General features: G+C 72.9%; 19 protein-coding genes. 10 read left to right on the top strand and 9 right to left on the bottom strand.

What is annotated here, in order from left to right; translation table 11 throughout:
• Positions 1–329: 329 nt before the first annotated feature.
• Entirely contained in the window at positions 330–1229 is a 900-nt protein-coding gene (locus tag AVL62_RS03675) for an aminoglycoside phosphotransferase (protein WP_153011637.1), read from the top strand.
• Positions 1230–1372: 143 nt separating this feature from the next.
• Positions 1373–1885, top strand: coding sequence for a DUF664 domain-containing protein (locus AVL62_RS03670; RefSeq protein WP_058890318.1), 513 nt, complete (start codon positions 1373–1375; stop codon positions 1883–1885).
• An 85-nt stretch (positions 1886–1970) separates the two neighbouring features.
• Here AVL62_RS03670 and AVL62_RS03665 read toward each other — a convergent pair whose 3' ends face one another.
• Both AVL62_RS03665 and AVL62_RS03660 read right to left on the bottom strand, forming a co-directional pair.
• Positions 1971–2987 carry a bile acid:sodium symporter gene (locus tag AVL62_RS03665; protein WP_058890317.1) on the bottom strand — a complete coding sequence of 339 codons (1017 nt, stop codon included), beginning with the start codon at positions 2985–2987 and terminating at the stop codon, positions 1971–1973.
• Positions 2988–2995: 8 nt separating this feature from the next.
• The gene (locus tag AVL62_RS03660) at positions 2996–3241 is read right to left on the bottom strand and encodes a hypothetical protein (protein ID WP_083518644.1); all 246 of its coding nucleotides are present in this window, start codon (positions 3239–3241) and stop codon (positions 2996–2998) included.
• A 93-nt stretch (positions 3242–3334) separates the two neighbouring features.
• Between AVL62_RS03660 and AVL62_RS03655 the strand changes: the two genes are divergently transcribed.
• The gene (locus AVL62_RS03655) at positions 3335–3937 is read left to right on the top strand and encodes a GNAT family N-acetyltransferase (protein ID WP_058890316.1); all 603 of its coding nucleotides are present in this window, start codon (positions 3335–3337) and stop codon (positions 3935–3937) included.
• The gene (locus AVL62_RS03650; RefSeq protein ID WP_058890315.1) at positions 3934–4806 is read left to right on the top strand and encodes a hypothetical protein; all 873 of its coding nucleotides are present in this window, start codon (positions 3934–3936) and stop codon (positions 4804–4806) included. Before AVL62_RS03655 ends, AVL62_RS03650 begins: the two co-directional genes overlap by 4 nt.
• Positions 4807–4843: 37 nt before the next feature.
• Here the strand turns inward: AVL62_RS03650 and AVL62_RS03645 are convergent, their stop codons facing one another.
• The gene (locus AVL62_RS03645; protein WP_058890314.1) at positions 4844–5401 is read right to left on the bottom strand and encodes a helix-turn-helix domain-containing protein; all 558 of its coding nucleotides are present in this window, start codon (positions 5399–5401) and stop codon (positions 4844–4846) included.
• Between the two features lie 78 nt (positions 5402–5479).
• On the opposite strand from AVL62_RS03645, the gene AVL62_RS03640 reads away from it, so the two are divergent.
• Positions 5480–7105, top strand: coding sequence for an NAD(P)/FAD-dependent oxidoreductase (locus AVL62_RS03640; RefSeq protein ID WP_058890330.1), 1626 nt, complete (start codon positions 5480–5482; stop codon positions 7103–7105).
• Between the two features lie 62 nt (positions 7106–7167).
• On the opposite strand, the gene AVL62_RS03635 is transcribed toward AVL62_RS03640, so the two are convergent.
• The 4 genes from AVL62_RS03635 to AVL62_RS03620 form a co-directional block, all read right to left on the bottom strand.
• A complete protein-coding gene (locus tag AVL62_RS03635; RefSeq protein WP_083518643.1) occupies positions 7168–7950 on the bottom strand; it encodes a DeoR/GlpR family DNA-binding transcription regulator in 783 nt (260 codons plus the stop codon).
• A gap of 43 nt (positions 7951–7993) precedes the next feature.
• A complete protein-coding gene (gene pdxA, locus AVL62_RS03630; protein ID WP_058890313.1) occupies positions 7994–9040 on the bottom strand; it encodes a 4-hydroxythreonine-4-phosphate dehydrogenase PdxA in 1047 nt (348 codons plus the stop codon).
• 61 nt (positions 9041–9101) lie between these two features.
• Positions 9102–10427 carry a four-carbon acid sugar kinase family protein gene (locus AVL62_RS03625; protein ID WP_058890312.1) on the bottom strand — a complete coding sequence of 442 codons (1326 nt, stop codon included), beginning with the start codon at positions 10425–10427 and terminating at the stop codon, positions 9102–9104.
• A 3-nt stretch (positions 10428–10430) separates the two neighbouring features.
• Positions 10431–11831, bottom strand: coding sequence for a GntP family permease (locus AVL62_RS03620; protein ID WP_201023185.1), 1401 nt, complete (start codon positions 11829–11831; stop codon positions 10431–10433).
• Between the two features lie 206 nt (positions 11832–12037).
• Here AVL62_RS03620 and AVL62_RS03615 point away from each other — a divergent pair, with 206 nt between their 5' ends.
• From AVL62_RS03615 to AVL62_RS03595, 5 genes are all read left to right on the top strand, one after another.
• Positions 12038–13210 carry an MFS transporter gene (locus AVL62_RS03615; protein WP_058890311.1) on the top strand — a complete coding sequence of 391 codons (1173 nt, stop codon included), beginning with the start codon at positions 12038–12040 and terminating at the stop codon, positions 13208–13210.
• 73 nt (positions 13211–13283) lie between these two features.
• Positions 13284–14279 (top strand): GTP pyrophosphokinase, encoded by a 996-nt coding sequence (locus AVL62_RS03610; protein WP_058890310.1) that lies wholly within the window; start codon positions 13284–13286, stop codon positions 14277–14279.
• A 25-nt stretch (positions 14280–14304) separates the two neighbouring features.
• A complete protein-coding gene (locus AVL62_RS03605; RefSeq protein WP_058890309.1) occupies positions 14305–15342 on the top strand; it encodes a zinc-dependent alcohol dehydrogenase family protein in 1038 nt (345 codons plus the stop codon).
• Positions 15343–15392: 50 nt separating this feature from the next.
• Positions 15393–15791: a VOC family protein gene (locus AVL62_RS03600; RefSeq protein WP_058890308.1), complete on the top strand. Its 399-nt coding sequence runs from the start codon at positions 15393–15395 to the stop codon at positions 15789–15791.
• A 134-nt stretch (positions 15792–15925) separates the two neighbouring features.
• A complete protein-coding gene (locus AVL62_RS03595; RefSeq protein ID WP_083518642.1) occupies positions 15926–16948 on the top strand; it encodes a serine hydrolase domain-containing protein in 1023 nt (340 codons plus the stop codon).
• Here AVL62_RS03595 and AVL62_RS03590 read toward each other — a convergent pair.
• Together AVL62_RS03590 and AVL62_RS03585 are read right to left on the bottom strand one after the other, a co-directional pair.
• Entirely contained in the window at positions 16945–17463 is a 519-nt protein-coding gene (locus AVL62_RS03590) for a hypothetical protein (protein WP_058890307.1), read from the bottom strand. The genes AVL62_RS03595 and AVL62_RS03590 overlap by 4 nt on opposite strands.
• A 105-nt stretch (positions 17464–17568) precedes the next feature.
• Positions 17569–18429: an SDR family oxidoreductase gene (locus AVL62_RS03585; RefSeq protein WP_058890306.1), complete on the bottom strand. Its 861-nt coding sequence runs from the start codon at positions 18427–18429 to the stop codon at positions 17569–17571.
• Between the last annotated feature and the right edge of the window lie 19 nt (positions 18430–18448).

The following is an 18448-nucleotide window of genomic DNA, read 5'->3' as shown; positions in this document are numbered from 1 at the left end:
TGGCAGATCAGCAGTGGTGTCTCACCCCATCCTGACGCACAGGGCACCGTGGGGCCGACGACTGCCCCCAACTACAGGGCAACTGACTCAACCCACCACGGTCATAACGTTTGTTTATCGGTCATGCCACTTCCAATAAGCAGCGGCAATGTTACATAGCAACGCCAGTCGTGCAAGATTGGCTGCATCTCGACACGAGATAAGAATGGATTCTGTGTCGAGATGATGCAGCAGCAGCGTGATGGACTGCTTGGTGTGGCAGGCTCCTCGGAGTGTCCTCGGCTGACTCCCCTTTCCGCAGACCGCTCCTGATGGAAGTGGTCCCAGCCGTGACGGCCGTCGAGCATCTGACTTACGACAGGTTGCTGGATGAGCAGCCAGCGGCGGCCGGGTTCACGATGTCGATCGCTTCGACCGTGAAGCTTGCTCGCGCCGGCACTGTGTTTGTGAAGGCCGGCCAGGTTGGGACCGCTGCTGGAGACGCGGTGACGACGGGCGCGCAGCTCGCTCCTGTGATCGGGGACCTGGGGCCGCCCTTGGTCGGCCACCTGATCGTCGAGGGCTGGTCGGTCGCGGTCTACGACTTCATCGCCGGCACTGCGCTCGGCCGTTGGGATGAGTCTGCCGTACTCGAGATGGCAGAAATCTCGTTCCGATTGCGTGAGCGCGTCGATCCGAGTCCGATCACCGACACGACGCCGTACGCACAAGAGTTCGCACCCCTCCTGGGGTGCTGGGAAGCACTTGAGGACCCCAACCACCCAGATCGGCGAAGCGTCGAGCACATCGTCGGGCTGGACCTGCCCAACGGGTTTGAAGTGTCTGCGCTGGCTGAACTCGAGCGGCGGTGGTTCGAGGCACTCGGCCCGGGGCGCGCACTGCAACACGGGGACCTGCGGGCAGACAACGTGGTGCGCGAGCCGAGCGGCCGCCTGTGGTTGGTGGATTGGACACACAAGTGGACTGCGCCCGGCTGGGCGGATCTCGTGCGGCTCGCACCCGATATGGCTGCCCACGGTGGCCAGGACCCTGAGGCGTTCCTGCGGAGGTCGGCCTGGAACGACGCGCCGCGTGACGGGGTCGACGTGATGCTGGCCGGACTGGCCGGACGGTGTTGGCGGGACGGCCACCTTCCCGCCGCGCCTGGCTTGCCCCATCTACGACAGATGCAGCTCGAGCAGGGAGACGCGATCCTGCATTGGCTGGCCGTTCGCGCCGGGCTGCGCTAGAGACTCACTGTCTCCCTGCCCGGAGCCGCCTGCTGACCACTCGGGATCGTAGGCCACCAGACACTCCTCGGGATGCTGCTCGACCCACGTCACGAGACGACCATCGGGCCGAATCCACTCGCCGACGGTGCGAGGATGACGGAATGGCGCCTCCGGCAACCGAGCACCCAGACCTGCGACCCGCCGACGAGCGCACGACGCTCAGTCAGCGACTCGACCAGTACCGCTCAGTTGCCGCTGCCTCGCTGACCGGGCTGTCGTGGGACCTGGCGTCGGCACACCCGCTCCCCGCGACGGATATGACCATCGCCGGGATCGTCCGCCACCTCTCGTGGGCCGAGGACCGCTGGTTCCAGGGCAGGCTGCTCGGTCGGGCCATGCCCGCACCGTGGGACACACCGGGGGCGGACGACCCGGACCACGCGATGCGGCTCGAGCCGACCGACACCGTTGAGGGAATCCTCGGAATGTATGAGGCGGCGTGCGAGCGCAGCCGGGCCGCGCTCGCCGGGTGCGCGTCACTCGATCAGGCCGCGCTCGTCCCCTCGTTCGGCCGCGGCCCAGTGAACGCCCGCTGGATCCTGGTGCACATGATCGAGGAGACAGCGCGCCACTCAGGCCACCTCGACCTGCTCCACGACGCGCTGCGGGCCTGAGTCGGGCTCCGGCACGAGGTCTCGCCCTCATGCTGTGGTCGCGCGTTGCCGCTACGCCCACGGCACTACTTTGCACAGCGCTCCGTCAAGGGTCCTGATCGTGCAGGTTTCCCCGGGACCGGTCGTGCAGTCTTCGGTGCATCTCGACAGTGAGGGCGGGCACCAGGCGGACGAGGACGACCATGGCGACGAGCTCGACCAGCGTCTGGGTCACGACGACCAGCGGGACGACCGCCAACGACGCCGGCAGCGCCAGCGCGAGCGGCAGCACGACCAGGGAGTTGCGGGTGGCGGCGCTGAAGACCACCGCCCGCGTCGACGGCACGTCCAGACGCGCGGCGCGACTCACGGCCATCCCGACGGCGACGGCGAGGACGACGAAGGCCACGTAGATGGGCACCACCCGGGCGACCTCCGCCGCCTGCGCCCCCAGCCTCGCGACCTGGGAGCCGACCACCAGCGCCAGCGTGGCCATCAGCAGGGGAACCATCGCTGCAGCCATGGTGTCCTCGACCAGTCGGCCTGCGCGGTGCCGTTGGGAGAGGGTCTGCACGAGAGCGGCCGCCGACAGCGGCACGACGATGAGCAGGAGGAAGGCCTCCACGAAAGGCGCGACCTCGACGACCGACAGCACCTCCGGTCCGGCGAGCACCAGCAGGTAGAGGGGCAGGAGCAGGACCTGCAGCACCATGAGCAGCGGGACGGCGGCGAGCAGGCGATCGCGGGCCCCGCCGGCCAGCCCCGTGAAGACGATGACGTAGTCGACGCACGGGGTCAGCAGCACGAGCAGCACACCCAGCAGCAGGCCGGGGTCGTCTGCCACGAACCGCGACAACCCTCCCGCGACCAGCGGGACCACGACGAAGTTCGCCACCACCACGCTGCCCAGGAAGCGGGCGTCGCGCAGCGCGCGGCCGACCTCGACGAGGGGCACACCCAGGAAGGTCGCGAAGAGCAGCGCCATGAGGGCCGGTTCGATGCCCGGCTCCAGCACCGGTCCGAGCTGGGGGCGGATCAGGCCGACGGCGGCGCCGAGAACGATCGCCGCGAGGAGGAGCGGGACCTGGTGGGCGTCCCACCAGTCGACGGCTCGGCGCGGCATGGTGTCCGTCAGCCGCGGGAGCGGTCGTCGACGAGCCCGGCCAACCGGTCGAGGTCCGCGGCCACCGTCTGGCAGTCTCGGTCGAACTCCTCGTCGGTGAGCTCGATCTGGCGCACGGTGAAGACGACCTCGCTGCCGTGCGGGTGAGCCAGGACCCGCAACGGGTTCGTGACGACGGTGCCGGACGGGAGGACCACGTCGTAGACCCGGTCGCGGGGCGCTCTGATCACCCGGCTGATGTGACGGCTCCTCATGCCCAGAGCCTGACACGTGACGGGGCCGCCGCGACGCAGGTCCCGTGGCGCTGACGGACGCGACGTGTCCGGCATACCCCCTAGGTTGTGGCCATGAGCACCCACACCGGCGAGCTCGCCCAGCTCGAGGTCCGCGCCCTCACGCCCGAGACGTGGCAGGCCTTCGACGACCTCGTGCTGCGGCACAACGGCATCTTCGGCGGGTGCTGGTGCACGTGGTTCCACCCGTCGTGCGCCGACCGACTGCCTGGTCCGGAGGGGAGCCAGAAGATGAAGCGGGAGTATGTCGAGTCCGGGCTCGCGCACGCCGCTCTCGTCATGGACGGCGATCAGGCGGTGGCGTGGGCCGAGTTCGGCACCCCCGAGGAGCTGCCCAACATCCACCACCGCAAGCAGTACGACGCGGAGAAGGACGCCGACCCCGACTACCGCATCACCTGCGTGTTCGTGGACCGTCGGTACCGGCGCCGTGGCCTCACCGAGGTAGCGATCCGCGGTGCCCTCGACCTGATCGCGCAGCAGGGCGGGGGAGTGGTCGAGGCCTACCCGCACGACCTGACGCACCAGACGAAGAAGATGTCGTCCTCGTTCCTCTACAACGGCACCCGGCGGCTCTACGAGCGTCTGGGGTTCACCTACGTGCGCCCCAAGGGCCTGAAGAACTGCGTGATGTCGATCGAGGTGCCCGCCAGATGAGCACCCCTACCCCGCGCGCCGCGCGTGCCCTGGCGCTGGCGGCCACGGTCGCGAAGGACCACGGCCTGCCGGGCGACGACCTGCGTGTGCTCCACGACTCGTTCAGCGTCATCGTCCACCTCGCGCCGGCACCTGTCGTGCTGAGGGTGCCGACGCTGACCGTGCTCCCCCTGGCGAAGGACGTCGCCCAGCGACGTCGGGAGATCGAGGTGTCGGCCTGGCTCGCCGGTCAGGGCTTCCCGGTGGTGGCGCCGAGCGACCTGCTCCCACCGGAGGTGCTCGTGGTCGAGGACGCCGCGATCACCGCGTGGCGCTGGGTGGAGCACCGTGACGAGGGCTTCGACCCTGCCGTCTTCCTCGGGCGTATGCCCCTGGTGGCAGACCTGCACCGAGCCCTGGCGGGGTATCCCGGACCGCTGGCGGAATGGGTGCCGCTGCGCGGGTGCGAGTCGATGCTGGACGGTGTCGAGTCGTCGGGGGTGCTCCCTGCCCAGGACGTCTCCCGGGCCCGGCGCGAGCTGGCCGTGGTGCGGGAGCGTTGCTCGGGTCTCGAGGGGCTCGTCCCGACGCACGGAGACGCCCCCTTCTACAACGCACTCGTCACGCCGCAGGGCACGCTCGTGGGAGACCTCGAGCACGTGGGTCTGGCCCCGGTGGAGTGGGACCTCGTCGGCTGCTCCGAGGAGATGGTCGAGGCCTACACCGCAGCAGGAGGGGCCGTCCCGGACCCCGAGCGCCTGCGCATGATGGAGGTCGCCCGCAACGTCCAGCTCGTGGCTGCCCACACCTTCGTCCCGTCGGTGCCCGAGCTCGGGCCGGGGATGGCTCCGCTGGTCGAGGCCTGGCGCGGGTCGCCCGAGCTGGTCTGAGGGGCTGGCGACCGGAGGAGTCGGTAGGTGTCAGGGCTCACTGGTGGACGTGCGCCCGCTGCCCCTCGCGGTCGAAGATCATGATGAGCTCGGCCGGCCCTCCCAGGGCGCTGATGGAGTGCGGGGTCATCGTCGGGAACTCGGCGGCCTCCCCCGTCTCGACCTCGATCTCCCGGTCGCCGAGCCACAGCTGCACCGTGCCCTCCAGGACGACGAACCAGTCGTACCCGGGGTGGACCCGCTGCTCGGGCCGCGTGGGTGTCGGCTCCAGCCGCTGCTTGATGGCGATCGTGCGCCCGTCCGGGCGGCTCAGCGGCCACGTCGTCCGCTCGCCGGAGCTGTGGGGCGAGGGCCGGATGACGACGTCGTCGTCGCCCGGCCGCTCGAAGAGCGCGTCCAGACTCACGCCCAGCGCCTGCGCCAGCGGCACGAGGACGTCCAGCCCGAGCGTTCGCCGGCCGGTCTCGATCCGGCTGATCGTGGACGGGCTCAGATGGGTGCGCTCGGCCAGCTCCTCGAGCGAGTAGCCCAGCGTGGTGCGCAGGCTGCGCAACCGGGTGCGGGCCAGGGTCTCGACGTCGGTGGTCGGGCTCATGGGGCCAGTGTCCCGTAGGTTTTGCGAATTCTGCAAACTGGTTCTCTGATAGTGCACGACAGGTCTACCGTGGTGGTCATGACGACGCACCACGACTCCCACCAGCACGACCACGGCTCCGGACCCGTCATGGAGCGCCACTGCGATGTCGCGATCATCGGGGCATCGGCCGCCGGCCTGGCCGCGGCGCTGCAGCTGGCGCGCCAGCGACGGACCGTAATCGCCGTCGACGACGGCACCCCGCGCAACGCCCCGGCCGACCACATGCACGGCTACCTCGGGCGGGAGGGTGCAGCCCCCTCCGAGCTGGTCGCCGTCGGACGCGACGAGGTGCGTGGCTACGGCGGCGAAATCCTCACCGGTCGTGTGCTCGCCGTCCACCCCGCGGTGGACGGCCGCTTCCGCGTGCAGCTGAGCGGCGGGCACACCCTCCTGGCCCGGCGGGTGCTCGCGGCGACCGGCATCGTCGACGAGCTCCCTGACATCGAGGGGGTCGCCCAGCGGTGGGGGCAGGACGTCATCCACTGCCCCTTCTGCCACGGCTACGAGGTGCGCGACCAGCGCCTCGTCCAGGTCGTCACCCATCCGATGGGCCTGCACCCCACAGCGGTGCTGCGGCACCTCACCGACCGGTTGACGGTCGTGCTCCACGACGCGACCGGGTGGGACTCCGGTGCCGAGGCGACCGTCGACCTCCTCGAGGCCGCCGGCGTGCCCGTCGTGCGCACCGAGGTGCGGCGCGTCGTGACCGGCGTGGACGGCGGGGTGAGTGGTGTGGAGCTGGTCGACGGGACGGTGCTCGACGCCGATGCGGTGCTGGTCGGCACCCGTTTCCACGCCCGTGTCGACGCGTTGGCCCCGCTGGGCGTCGAGGCGAGCGCGCACCCCACCGGTCTGGGCGAGGTGCTGCAGGTGGACCCGATGACCGGTCAGACCCAGGTCCCGGGCGTGTATGCCGCCGGCAACCTCACCGACCCCTCCCTCCAGGTGCTGCCCGCGGCCGCCCACGGGAGCCGGGTCGGCGCGATGATCGCCTTCAGCCTGGCCGACGAGGACCTGCGCTCGGGGCAGCGCACCTCCGGCGAGGAGGGCGACTGGGACGCCCGCTACGGCACAGGGGAGCGGATGTGGAGCGGCAACCCCAACGGCACCCTGGTCGCCGAGGTCGGGGGTATGCCCCCCGGCCGGGCGCTCGACGTCGGCGCCGGCGAGGGGGGCGACGCCCTGTGGCTGGCCGAGCAGGGCTGGGACGTGACCGCGAGCGACATCTCCGGTGCGGCGCTGCAGCACCTCGGTACCGAGGCGCAGCGACGCGGGCTCGCGGTGACCCTGCTGCACCGCGACGTCAACGCGCCGGGCGCCTTCCGGCCCGCGGCCTACGACCTCGTCTCGCTGCAGTACGGCTCGTTCCTGCGCACCCCCGAGCAGCGTGGGCTGCGGTCCCTGCTGGGTGCCGTGGCCCCGGGCGGGACGCTGCTCGTCGTGGGCCACGACCTCACCCCCCTGCGGGAGCCGGTCGACCCGGCCGAGCAGACCCGCATGTTCGACCCCGGCGCCTACGTCGGGGCCGAGGAGGTGGCCGCAGCCCTCGAGGCGGAGGGGGGATGGCGGGTGGAGGTCGTCGAGACCCGGCCCCGGCCGGCGGGGGCCGTCTCCACCCACCACGTGGACGACGTGGTGCTCCGGGCGGTCCGGGAGGGCTGAGGCCGTCGGTCCGCGGGTGCCTCGGTGCCGTTCCGGACCCGAGGCCGCGGCCGGACCGCCCCTCACGCCGGCACGCTCACCACCTGCACGCCCTCGTGGCGGAAGGGGTCGAGTCGCGCCGCCTGGGCCTCGTCGGTGACCAGCGTCCAGCCCGGCTGCAGCTGGGCCCAGGCGGGCACGGCCTCGACGGCGAGCTTGGCGGCGTGGGCAAGCACGACGGTGCGGCCGGCGTGGCGCGCGGCGACCTCCTTGGTCGCCGCCTCCTCGAGCGTCGGCTCGCCCACCCCCCGGGTGGGGTGGACGGCGTCGCAGCCCAGGAAGGCGAGGTCCACGGCGAAGCGCTCGAGCGTGAAGAGCGTGAGCGCTCCGGCCAGGCCGTGGCTCGACGGCGACACCTCGCCCCCGACGACGAGGACGCGGACCGGGCTGTCGGCCAGCATCAGCCCGATCTCCAGGCCGCGGGTGATGACCGTCAGGTCGCGCCGGTCCCGTAGGTGCTCGACGAGCTGGGAGCACGTCGACCCGGCGTCGACGAAGATCGTCGACCCCTCCTCGACCCAGGCGGCCGCGGCCGCGCCGATGCGCGCCTTGGCCGCGACCTCGAGGCGCATCCGCTCCCCGAGACGCGTCTCCCGGTAGGGCCCGGACGGCCGCGCGCCCCCGTAGGTGCGGTCGATGTGGCCCTCGGCCTCCAACGCGGCGAGGTCGCGGCGGACCGTCGACTCGGACACCTCGACGGCCACCGCCAGGTCCTCGACTCGGGTGACACCCTCCCGCAGGAGACCCACGATCTCGCGCAGCCGCTGCCGGCGGCCGTGGTGCGCGGCCCCGGAGGTCTCGCTCATCCCCTCGTCCCCGTCCTGTGGCCCTCGATGCTCGTCACCCCGGTCAGCGGGGGAGGTACTCCTCCCGGATGCCCGCGACGAACGGAGCGTAGTCGACCGCGGCGAGGTAGGCCGACCGCATGGTGCCGTGGTCGGCCGTGCCCTGGCCGGCGATGTCGAAGGCGGTGCCGTGGTCCACGGAGGTGCGCAGCACGGGCAGCCCGACGGTGACCGAGATGGTGCCGTCGAAGTCGTAGGTCTTGGCGGCGATGTGGCCCTGGTCGTGGTACTGGGAGAGCACCCCGTCGTAGCGCCCGGTGAGCCCGTGGTGGAAGACCGAGTCGGCGGGGATGGGGCCGGCGACCTCCAGGCCCCGCTCCTTGACCGCGGCCACCGCCGGGCGGAGGATCTCGATCTCCTCGTCGCCGAAGGCGCCGTTCTCCCCGCCGTGCGGGTTGATGGCGGCGGTCGCGAGCCGCGGGTTCTCGACCCCGAAGACCTCCAGGGCCCGGTGCGCCCGCACGATGGAGTCGACCTGCGAGTCCAGCGTGATGGCGTCGAGGGCCCTGCGCAGCGACAGGTGCCGCGTGGCGAAGAAGATGCGCAGGTGGTGGGCGCCCTCTGCCTCGTCACGGACCACGAACATCGTGTCCTGCTTGGTCACCCCGGTGAGCTCCCCGAGCATCTCGGTGTGGCCCAGGTGCTCGCTGCCGGCGGCCCAGATCGCCTCCTTGTTGATCGGGCCGGTGACGATCCCGGAGATCTCCTGGTCCAGGGCGGCGCGGGTGGCGACCTCGATGGCGGTGATCGCGGCCCGGCCGGCCCTGCCGTCGACCGATCCCCACTCCGGCATGTCGCCCTCGAGCACGCCGATGTCGAAGACGTCGATGACACCCTCCCCGGCAGGCGGGGTGCTCCAGTCGGACACCACCCGCACCTCGACGCCCAGGCCGAGGACCTCCACCGCCCGCTCGAGGGCGACGCGGTCGCCGACGGCGATCCCGTGGTGCTCCGGTGTCCCGGCGAACTCGGCCAGGGTCGAGGCGGTGATCTCCGGGCCGATGCCCACGGGGTCACCGACGGTCAGTGCGAGGACCGGGGTGGTGCTCATGCGAACTCATCTCCTTGTATGCGGTGGGGCCGGGTCGTCAAGGTCGTCCGGGTCGTCGGTCTCATCGTCTCGCGCGTTCGTGCGAGGTGGCGGTGCGGACCGAGCGCAGGCGGTCCCTGGCCATCCCGGCCAGCCGGTCGAGACAGAGCAGGGCGGTCTCGGCGTCGCCGACCAACCCTCCCTTGGTCACCATGGGCAGGCCCGCCCAGGGGCCGGACACGATCTCCCCGGCTACCGCGAGCGGGACGACCTCGTCCTCGATCTCCAGGCCCTGGCCGTCCAGCTCCTCGAGGACGGCCGCCGTGATGTCTCCCCCGGTGGTGTACAGGCCGTCGACCCGTGTCTCCTGCAGCACGCGGCGCGTCACGCGTCCCAGCGCGGCGGGCAGCTCGGCGCCCTCCGCGGCCGCGAGGGTGCGCACCTCGCTGCCGTCCAGCACCGTGGCCAGCAGGACCACGGCTCCTGGCTCGGCCGCCTCGAGCGCCTCCAGCACCAGCGACACGGTCGCGTCGACGTCGGGCACGACCGAGTCCTCCGTCGTCCGGGGCCGCACGACGTGACAGGGGCGTTGGGCGACCAGACGGGCGAGCTGCCGGCGGGTCAGCTCGGTGGCCGAGCCCGACACGGCGAGCAGGGGCCCCGCGGCGTGCGCGCTCCGCAGACCCAGCGCGGAGGCCATCGCCACCGCCCCCGGTCCGGGATCCACCGTGACCCACAGCAGCTCGTCCCCGGCGGAGGCCGCGGCCCCGGCGACCCGGTCGAGGTGCTCGGTGGTCATGGCGTCGGCCACGATGACGTCGGCCTGCGCGTCCACCAGCTCGCGGACCGCGGCGGCCAGCTCGTCCTCGGACCCGGTGACCAGCCGCAGCGGCAGGTGGCGGGCGGTGAGGTCGGTCGAGCGCGACAGCACCTCGGCGACGTCCGAGGTGTCGACCGGGGCGCGAGGGTCCTGCGCCAGCTCGGTGCTCTCCAGCCGCATCCCCCGCAGGAGCTGGTGGCCCTCGACCGTCACCCGGTCGGCGTCGGGATGGGCCGGCATGCACAGAGCCACCACCCGCCGGTCGGACACCTCGCGGGCCACGGTCAGCATCGCCTCGGTGGCCACCCCCACGTTGCCCCGCAGCGTGGTGTCGATGCGCGTGCTGAGCAGGTCCACCGGCCACCCGGCCCGCACCACCTCGTGCACCCGCTCCCGCACCTGCGCGGGAGGGGCGTGCCGCGACTCGGTCGTGACGACGACCACGTCGAACCTCGGGTGGAACTCGGCGACGGTGCCGGCGGGGTCGGTCTGCCCGAGGGTGACCGCGCGCATACCGGCTCGGGCGAAGCCCGCGGCGCAGGCGTTGGCCCCGGTGAGGTCGTCGGCGACGACGAGGACGCGGGTCACCGGTCAGCCCATGATGAGGTTGAGCACGAACAGCAGCGGGATCGACCCCACCCAGACCGCGGTGGTGATGCCGGACCAGCCCTTGAGGGCGGCCGTCCCCTCCAGGCCGGTGAAGCGGGTGACGACCCAGAAGTAGGAGTCGTTGAAGTAGCTGAAGACCATCGACCCGGCCGTGCAGGCGAGGACCGCGACGACGGGGTCCACCCCCAGGGTGTCGACGAGAGGGGCGGTGACCGAGGCGGCGGTGATCATGGCGACCGTGCCGGACCCCTGGGCGATGCGGACGACCGTGGCGATGACGAAGGGCACCAGGAAGGCCGGGAGCGCGGTGGAGGCGATGGCCTCGGCGAGGGCGTCGCCCACGCCGGAGTCGCGCAGGACCTGCCCGAACGCCCCGCCCGCACCGGTGATGAGCAGGATGAAGGCGAAGGGCGCCGTCCACCCGCTGGCCTCGTAGTCGCCGGCGAGCGCTCCCTGCTGGTTCCGGTCGATCGCCGCGGTGACGGTGTTGGCCACGATGAGGGCGAGCGGGATGGCGAGCGGCAGGGAGCCGAGCAGGGCGCCCACCCGGCGGTGCTCCTCGCCGGCCGGGGGCTCGCCGAAGTAGGTCTCCGGGTCGTACGTCTGGACCTCGCCCTGCGGGTCGGGGTCGCTCGCCGAGCGGTCACCGTCGGCGACGGGCCCGTCGCCGCCGGACCCGCTGCGGGTGCCCGCGCCGCCGCCCGACCGGTCCGACCCGACCGCGGCCAGGTGCGGGTAGACGGCCTCGCGGACCTCGGGCACGATCTTGTCCTCGAGCGTGGGGCCGATCCAGCGGGCGTAGACCACGACCACCGGCAGCAGGATGACCGTGAAGACGAGCCCGGTGACGATGACGAGCCCGAGGTCGGCGCCCAGGATGCCGGTCGCGGCCAACGGCCCGGGTGTGGGCGGGACCATGTGGTGCGTGAGCGTCATACCGCAGCCCAGGGCCAGCGCCAGGGCGACGTAGCCGCCGCGCTTGACCCGTGCGATGGACCGCGCGAGCGGGTTCATGATGACGTAGCCGCTGTCGCAGAAGACGGGGATCGAGACCAGGGAGCCGACGGACCCGAGGGCCCACTCCTCGCGGCCTCGCCCGAAGGCCTTGAGGAAGGCCCGGGCCAGTGCGTCGGCCGCGCCGGAGACCTCGAGGATCTTGCCGATGGCGACCCCGAGGCCGATGACGATGCCGATGTTGCCGAGGGTCGTGCCGAAGCCGGTCGTGATGGACCCCACGATGCCCGTGAGCTCCTGCCCGGCCAGGATCCCGGTGACCACGCAGGCCACGAGCAGGGCGATGAAGGCATCGAGCCTGGTCCGCAGGACCAGCACGATGATGGTCGCGATGCCCGCGACGAGCGCGAGCAGCAGCTGAATGTCCACGATGACTCTCCTGGGTGCGCGGACCCGGGGCGGCGCTGTCCCGGGTGCGCCCGAGTCTGGCAGGCAATCCTGCGCAGATCAAGCACTTGGGCTGCGTGATCTGAGCAGATCGAGGTCGAGGTCTGGTCGCCGCCGGCGGGACGTGGCAGCCCGGCGCAGGAGGTGGACCCGCTCGGCCCCGACCGCCGAGCGCCTAGGGTCACCCCATGACGGCCGCCTCCCCCCGACGTGCCGTCGCCACGATCGTCGTGGCGATGCTGCTCGGGACCTCGGTGTGGTTCAGCGCCAACAGCGCGGCCGACGGGCTGCGCGTCGAGTGGGGCCTGGACGCGCCCGGGGTCGGTCGGCTCACCCTGGCGGTGCAGCTGGGCTTCGCGCTCGGCACCGTCGGCATGGCGATGTCCGGTCTGGCCGACCGCTTCCGCGCCAGCCGGGTCTTCGCGGTCTCCGCCGTCGTGGCGGCGCTCACCAACGCGGGCTTCGCGCTGCTCGCCACGGGACCGGCCGAGGGGATGGTGTGGCGCTTCGTCACCGGGATGGCGCTGGCCGGGGTCTACCCCCTGGGCATGAAGATGGTCGTCTCCTGGGATCCCGGCCGGGCCGGCGCGAGCCTGGGCTGGCTGGTGGGCATGCTCACGCTCGGGACGGCGCTCCCGCACGGGATCCGGGCGGTGGGCGTCGGCCTCGACTGGACGCAGGTGATGCTCGCCTCCTCGGTCCTCGCCCTGGGCGCGGCGGCGCTCGTCCTCGCCCTCGGGGACGGGCCGCACCTGCCTCCGGGCAGGCCCGGCGGTCTGCGCTGGGGGGCCGTGCTGCGGGCGTTCACCGTCCGCGACTACCGTTCCGCGGCACTCGGCTACTTCGGCCACATGTGGGAGCTCTACGCCTTCTGGACCCTCGTCCCGCTCCTGGTCGCCGACGTCCACGCACCGACCGACGGGGGAGTCCCGGCGTGGTCCTTCGCCGTCATCGGTGCCGGCGCCCTCGGGTGCGTCGTCGGGGGCCGGTTGTCGGCCACCTGGGGCAGCGCGCGCGTCGCCGTGGTCGCGCTCGCGGCCTCCGGCCTGGTGTGCGCGGCCTACCCGCTGCTCGTCGCCGGACCGTCCTGGCTGGTGCTCGCCGCGCTGCTGCTCTGGGGCGTCGCGGTCATCACCGACTCGCCGCAGTTCTCCGCCCTGAGTGCGCGGGCCTGCCCGCAGGACCTCGTCGGGAGCGCCCTGGCGATCCAGAACAGCCTCGGTTTCGCGCTGAGCGCCGGGTCGATCCTGCTGGTGTCCGCCACGTACGCCGGTCTGGGCGCCGCGGTCGCGTGGCTGCTCCTGCCCGGCCCCGTCCTGGGACTCCTGGCCATGGCGCGCGAGCGCGGTCGTCCTGCCTGAGACCGCCGACGACGAACCGGGGAGTCGCCCCACCCCGGGGCGTGCGTACCCCGCATACGGCAGGCTGGGGTCCGTGGCGAGCAACCAGTCGATCCGGATCCGCAGGGCGGTGTCGCGGTATGCCGCGGGGCACGAGGCCCTGCGCGCCGCGACCGACGCCTATGTCGGGCTGGTCACCCAGCTGCTCGACGACGCGGGCATCAACTACCTGGCGGTGACCGGCCGGACCAAGACGGTCGAGTCCTTCGCCGGCAAGGCTGCCCGACGGACGAGTACGGGACGGCTGGCCTTCCCGAAGCCGCTGACCGACATCACCGACCAGATCGGGGTGCGGGTCGTCACCTACGTCCAGTCCGACGTGGACGCCGTCGCCCAGCTGCTGGACGCCCAGCTGGAGGTCCGCGACGACCGCGACATGGGCCAGGAGACCGCGGCCGAGGGTCGGTTCGGCTACGCCAGCCGGCACCTCCTGGTGGCGGTCGACGACGAGCGCGCCCGGGCGGCCGGCATCCCGGCGGGTCGGCCGGCGTCCGTGCAGATCCGCACCGTGCTGCAGCACGCCTGGGCCGAGTTCGAGCACGACATCCGCTACAAGGGCTCGGTGCCGGAGGAGCACGCGCACGACTTCGACCGCCGCTTCACCCTGGCCGCCGGGCTGCTCGAGCTCGCGGACCAGCAGTTCACCGCCATCCGGGACCGGCACCGGCAGGAGCTGACCTCCCCGGCCGACGTCCCGGACGACGACCCCCGGATCGGGGCGACCGATCTCGCCGCGTTCCTCGCCGGCCAGTTCGCCGACGCCGGGTGGTCGCGCACCGACCACTACGCCTGGATCAGCGGCCTGCTGCTGGAGCTCGGCGTCACCTCGCTGGCCGAGCTGAGGGAGGTCCTGCGGGGGGTCGACGACACGCTGATCGACGCGCGGATGGGGTACCGCTACCCCCCGGGTGCGGTGCGCCGGCTGGACGACTCGCTTCTGTCGGTCTACGGCGAGCGCTACGTCGCGCTGCACGGCAACGCCCATCGTCAGGAGCTCCTCACGGCCCGGCTGGCGCGGCTGCACGCCTAGCCCGACGCGGTGGCAGACTCGCCGGATGCGCGCCATGGTCCTGTCCGCCGCCCGCTCCACGCCTCGGGTGCAGCAGATCGCCGAGCCGGTCGCCCCGCCGGACGGCGTGGTCGTGCAGGTCCACGCGACCGGGCTGTGCCGCAGCGACTGGCACGCCTGGGCGGGACACGAGGACATCGCCTTCCCGCACGTCCCCGGTCACGAGCTCGCCGGGGTCGTCACCGAGGTCGGCGGTCAGGTGCGGCGGTGGCGCCCGGGTGACCGCGTGACGGTGCCGTTCGTGTGCGGGTGCGGCCGGTGCGCGTGGTGCCGCTCGGGTCAGGCCCAGGTGTGCCCGGACCAGCAGCAGCCCGGTTTCACCCACCACGGGTCGTTCGCCGAGCTGGTGGCCCTGCACGCGGCCGACACCAACCTCGTCGCCGTGCCCCCCACCATCGAGCTCACGACGGCGGCGAGCCTGGGGTGCCGGTTCGCCACGGCATACCGAGCCGTCGTCGCCCGGGCGCAGGTGGCGCCGCAGGAGTGGGTGAGCGTCCTCGGCGCCGGCGGGGTCGGCCTGAGCGTCGCGATGATCGCCCGGGCGGTGGGCGCACGCGTGGTCGCGGTCGACCGCAACCCGCAGGCCCTGGCGGTCGCCGCCGGGCTGGGGGTCGAGCACACCGTCCTCGCCGACGGCCGCGACGTCCCGGAGGCCGTCCACGACCTCACCGGTGGGGGCAGCCACGTCTCCGTGGACGCCGTCGGCAGCGAGCAGACGTGCAGCGACGCGCTGCTGGGCCTGCGTCGTCGCGGGCGGCACGTCCAGGTCGGGCTCCTGCCCGGGGCGGTCGGCCACCCCCGGGTGCCCCTGGAGCGGGTCATCGGGTGGGAGCTGGACCTGCTGGGGAGCCACGGCATGCCGGCCGTCGACTACCCGGAGATGCTCGCCCTCATCGAGCAGGGCTCGCTGGCGCCCGAGCGGCTCGTCGAGCGTGTCGTCGGGCTGGAGGAGGCGGCCGAGCTGCTGCCGGTCCTCGACCGCGCGGTCGTCGCCGGCATCACCCTCCTCGACCCGAGGCGCTGACGTGGCCCTCGCGGACGCGAGACGTCCGCGAGGGGTCCTACGCTCGGGCCATGGCCACTCCCTGGACGCTCGGCTGCGACGCGCAGGACCCCCAACGGCAGGCGACCTTCTGGGCCGCGGCGCTGGGCTACGTCCGCGAGCCGGGGTTCGAGGAGCCGGACGCCGCCTCGATCGTCGACCCGGACGGCGTCGGCCCCACGATCGGCTGGCTGCGGGTGCCCGAGGCCAAGAGCGCGAAGAACCGGATCCACCTCGACATCCGCGTCGCGGGCGAGCCGCCGTGGGACTGGCCGGTGCGGGCCGCGCTCATCCGGGCGAAGGTCGAGCAGCTGCGGGGGCTCGGCGCCAGCACCGTGCGCGAGGAGGCCTACGCCGACGAGGAGGGCCGGAGCATCCTCGGTCACGTCGTCATGCAGGACCCGGAGGGCAACGAGTTCTGCGTCGCCTGACCGGCGCGCCCTCGCCCGGGCGTCGCCGAGGCGGGCCCGGGTGCGCCACAAACCCGTCGACATCGGCCAGGGACCCGGCCATCCTGGAGGCGCCGCGCGCACCCGCGCGCAGGCGCACCAGGAGGAGAGCTGCGATGACCACCATGCCCCGTCTCGACGACACGGCGCTGTCAGCAGCCGCCGCGGAGGACGGTTTCAGCGGTCTCGTCAGCCTCGACGTCCCCGGGCACGAGCCGGTGACCCGCGCCTTCGGGTATGCCGAGCGCGCGTTCCAGGTGCCGCACTCCCGGTCCACCCGCTACGCCCTCGCCAGCGGCGGCAAGACCTTCACCGCTCTCGCGGTGCTGCGGCTGGTCGAGCAGGGGCGCCTGCGCCTGGACGAGCCGGTGCGCGGCGTGCTGGGCGAGGACCTGCCGCTCGTGGACGACGCGGTGACGCCCCTGCACCTGCTGAGCCACACCTCCGGCATCGGTGACTACCTGGACGAGTCGGCCGGGTGGGAGATCGACGACTACGTGCTGCCCGTGCCCGTCCACACCCTCGTCGACGCCGAGGCCTTCCTGTCCGTGCTGGACGGCTACCCGCAGGCCTTCGCCCCCGGGGAGCGCTTCGCCTACTGCAACGGCGGCTACGTCGTGCTGGCGCTGGTCGTGGAGCGGCGCAGCGGCCAGGGCTACCAGCAGTTCGTCGAGGAGGAGGTCTGCGGGCGGGCCGGGTTGCGCAGCACCGGGTTCCTGCGCAGCGACGAGCTGCCCGCGGACGCGGCACGGGGCTACCTCGACGCGACCGGACTGCGCACCAACGTCCTGCACCTGCCCGTCCTCGGCAACGGTGACGGTGGCATCGTCAGCACGGCGCCGGACCTGCACCGCTTCTGGGGCGCCTTGCTGCAGGGGCGCATCGTGGGTCCGCCGCTGCTCGAGCTGCTCACCACGCCGCGGTACGACGTCCCCGACGAGGGGCTGCGGCACGCCGCCGGTCTCTGGCTGCACGCCACCGCACCCCTGCTGGTGATGGAGGGCTGCGACGCCGGGGTGTCGTTCCGCTCCACCCACGACCCCGGGACAGGGTCGACCCTGAGCGTCCTCGGCAACACCTCCACGGGAGCCTGGCCCGTCATCGGCGAGCTCGCCGACCTGCTGGTCGCGGCTGGCTAGCCGCCCTGCGGCGGGTCGCTGAGCCGGGCGACCAGGACGTCCAGGCCGCGGCGTGCGGCCTGGTCGGCGAGGCGCACGCGCTCGAGCATCTGCTGAGCCGCCCCGAGGTCTCGCGTCGCACGCCGCTCGGCCTCACGGCAGGCCTCCACGCCCTCCTCGCGCTCCTTCCGGTCCGCGACCCGGTCGTCGCCGTAGCGCTGCACCTCGGCCGCGGCCAGGTCGACCGCGCGGTCGACCAGGAACCGGTAGGACGTCCGCAGCTTCTTCTCCGTGGTCTTGCGGGCCAGCCCGTCCACCTCCTCCTCCACGCCCTGGCGCATGAAGGGCAGCGGGTCGGAGGTGTAGGCCGCCTGGGCGACCGCCTGCTCGGCGGCCGCGCGCCGCTCCTGGGCGTCGGTCAGCGCCCGCTCGGCGTCGCGCACGGCGGCGGTCGCCGCCTCGAGATGAGGCCCGAGGCGCGAGTCCAACGCATACGTCAGCTGCTCGCGCTCACCTGGGTCGAGCCCGTCCGCCATGGCTGCGCCTCCTCCGTGTCCGATGGCCCTAGCCTCTCATCCGGGCGGGTCCGGCAGGAGAGGCGTGGCGTGGGCACGACCCGGCGGTGGTCGGTGCGGGCGACCTCAGAAGACCGGCTTGCCCCCGGTCACCCCGAGCACCGTGCCGGAGACGTAGCTCGCCTCGTCGGAGGCCAGGAAGACGTAGGCCGCGGCCACCTCGACGGGGTGCCCGGCCCGACCCAGCGGGGTGTCCGAGCCGAAGCCCTCGACCTTGTCGGCGGCCATGGTCGCCGGGATGAGCGGGGTCCAGATCGGGCCGGGGGCGACGGCGTTGACCCGGATGCCCCGTGGTCCCAGCTCGGCCGCCATGTTGACGACGAGGTTGTTGAGCGCGGCCTTGGTGGCGGCGTAGTCGAGCAGGTGGTCGGACGGGGAGTAGGCCTGGACCGAGGTCGTGACGATGATTGACCCGCCCGGGCTCAGCTCCTCGGCCAGCTCGCGCACCAGCCAGAACGGCGAGAAGACGTTGGTCGCGAAGGTCCGCTCGATCTGCTCGGGCGGGAAGTCCTCGAGCAGGTCGTGGGTCATCTGGTATGCCGCATTCGCCACCAGCACGTCGAGCCCGCCGAGGGCCTGCACGGCGTCCCGGGCCAGCTGCTCGTTGGCCTCATGCCGGGTCAGGTCGACGGCGAAGAGGTGACAGGTGCCGCCGGCCGCCTCGACCAGCTCGCGCGTGCGCTCGGCGTCCTCCTGCTCCTGCGGCAGGTGGGCCACCGCGACGGCCGCGCCCTCCTGGGCGAAGGTCAGCGCGACCGCGCGACCGATGCCGGAGTCACCGCCGGTGACGAGCGCCCGCCGACCGGTCAGGCGGTCCCGGCCGGTCCACGACTGCTCGCCGTGGTCGGGCTGCGGGTCGAGGTCGGCGACCCGGCCCGGCCAGTCCTGGTGCTGACCGGGGAGTGCGGACAGGTCTGCTCTGGTCATGGTTCTCCTGGGGGTGGAC

The sequence above is a fragment of the Serinicoccus chungangensis genome (assembly GCF_001483745.1).
In the GTDB taxonomy this organism is placed as follows: domain Bacteria; phylum Actinomycetota; class Actinomycetes; order Actinomycetales; family Dermatophilaceae; genus Ornithinicoccus; species Ornithinicoccus chungangensis_A.
The sequence above is the reverse complement of the archived record's forward strand: the minus strand, read 5'-3'. Positions and strand labels throughout refer to the sequence as shown.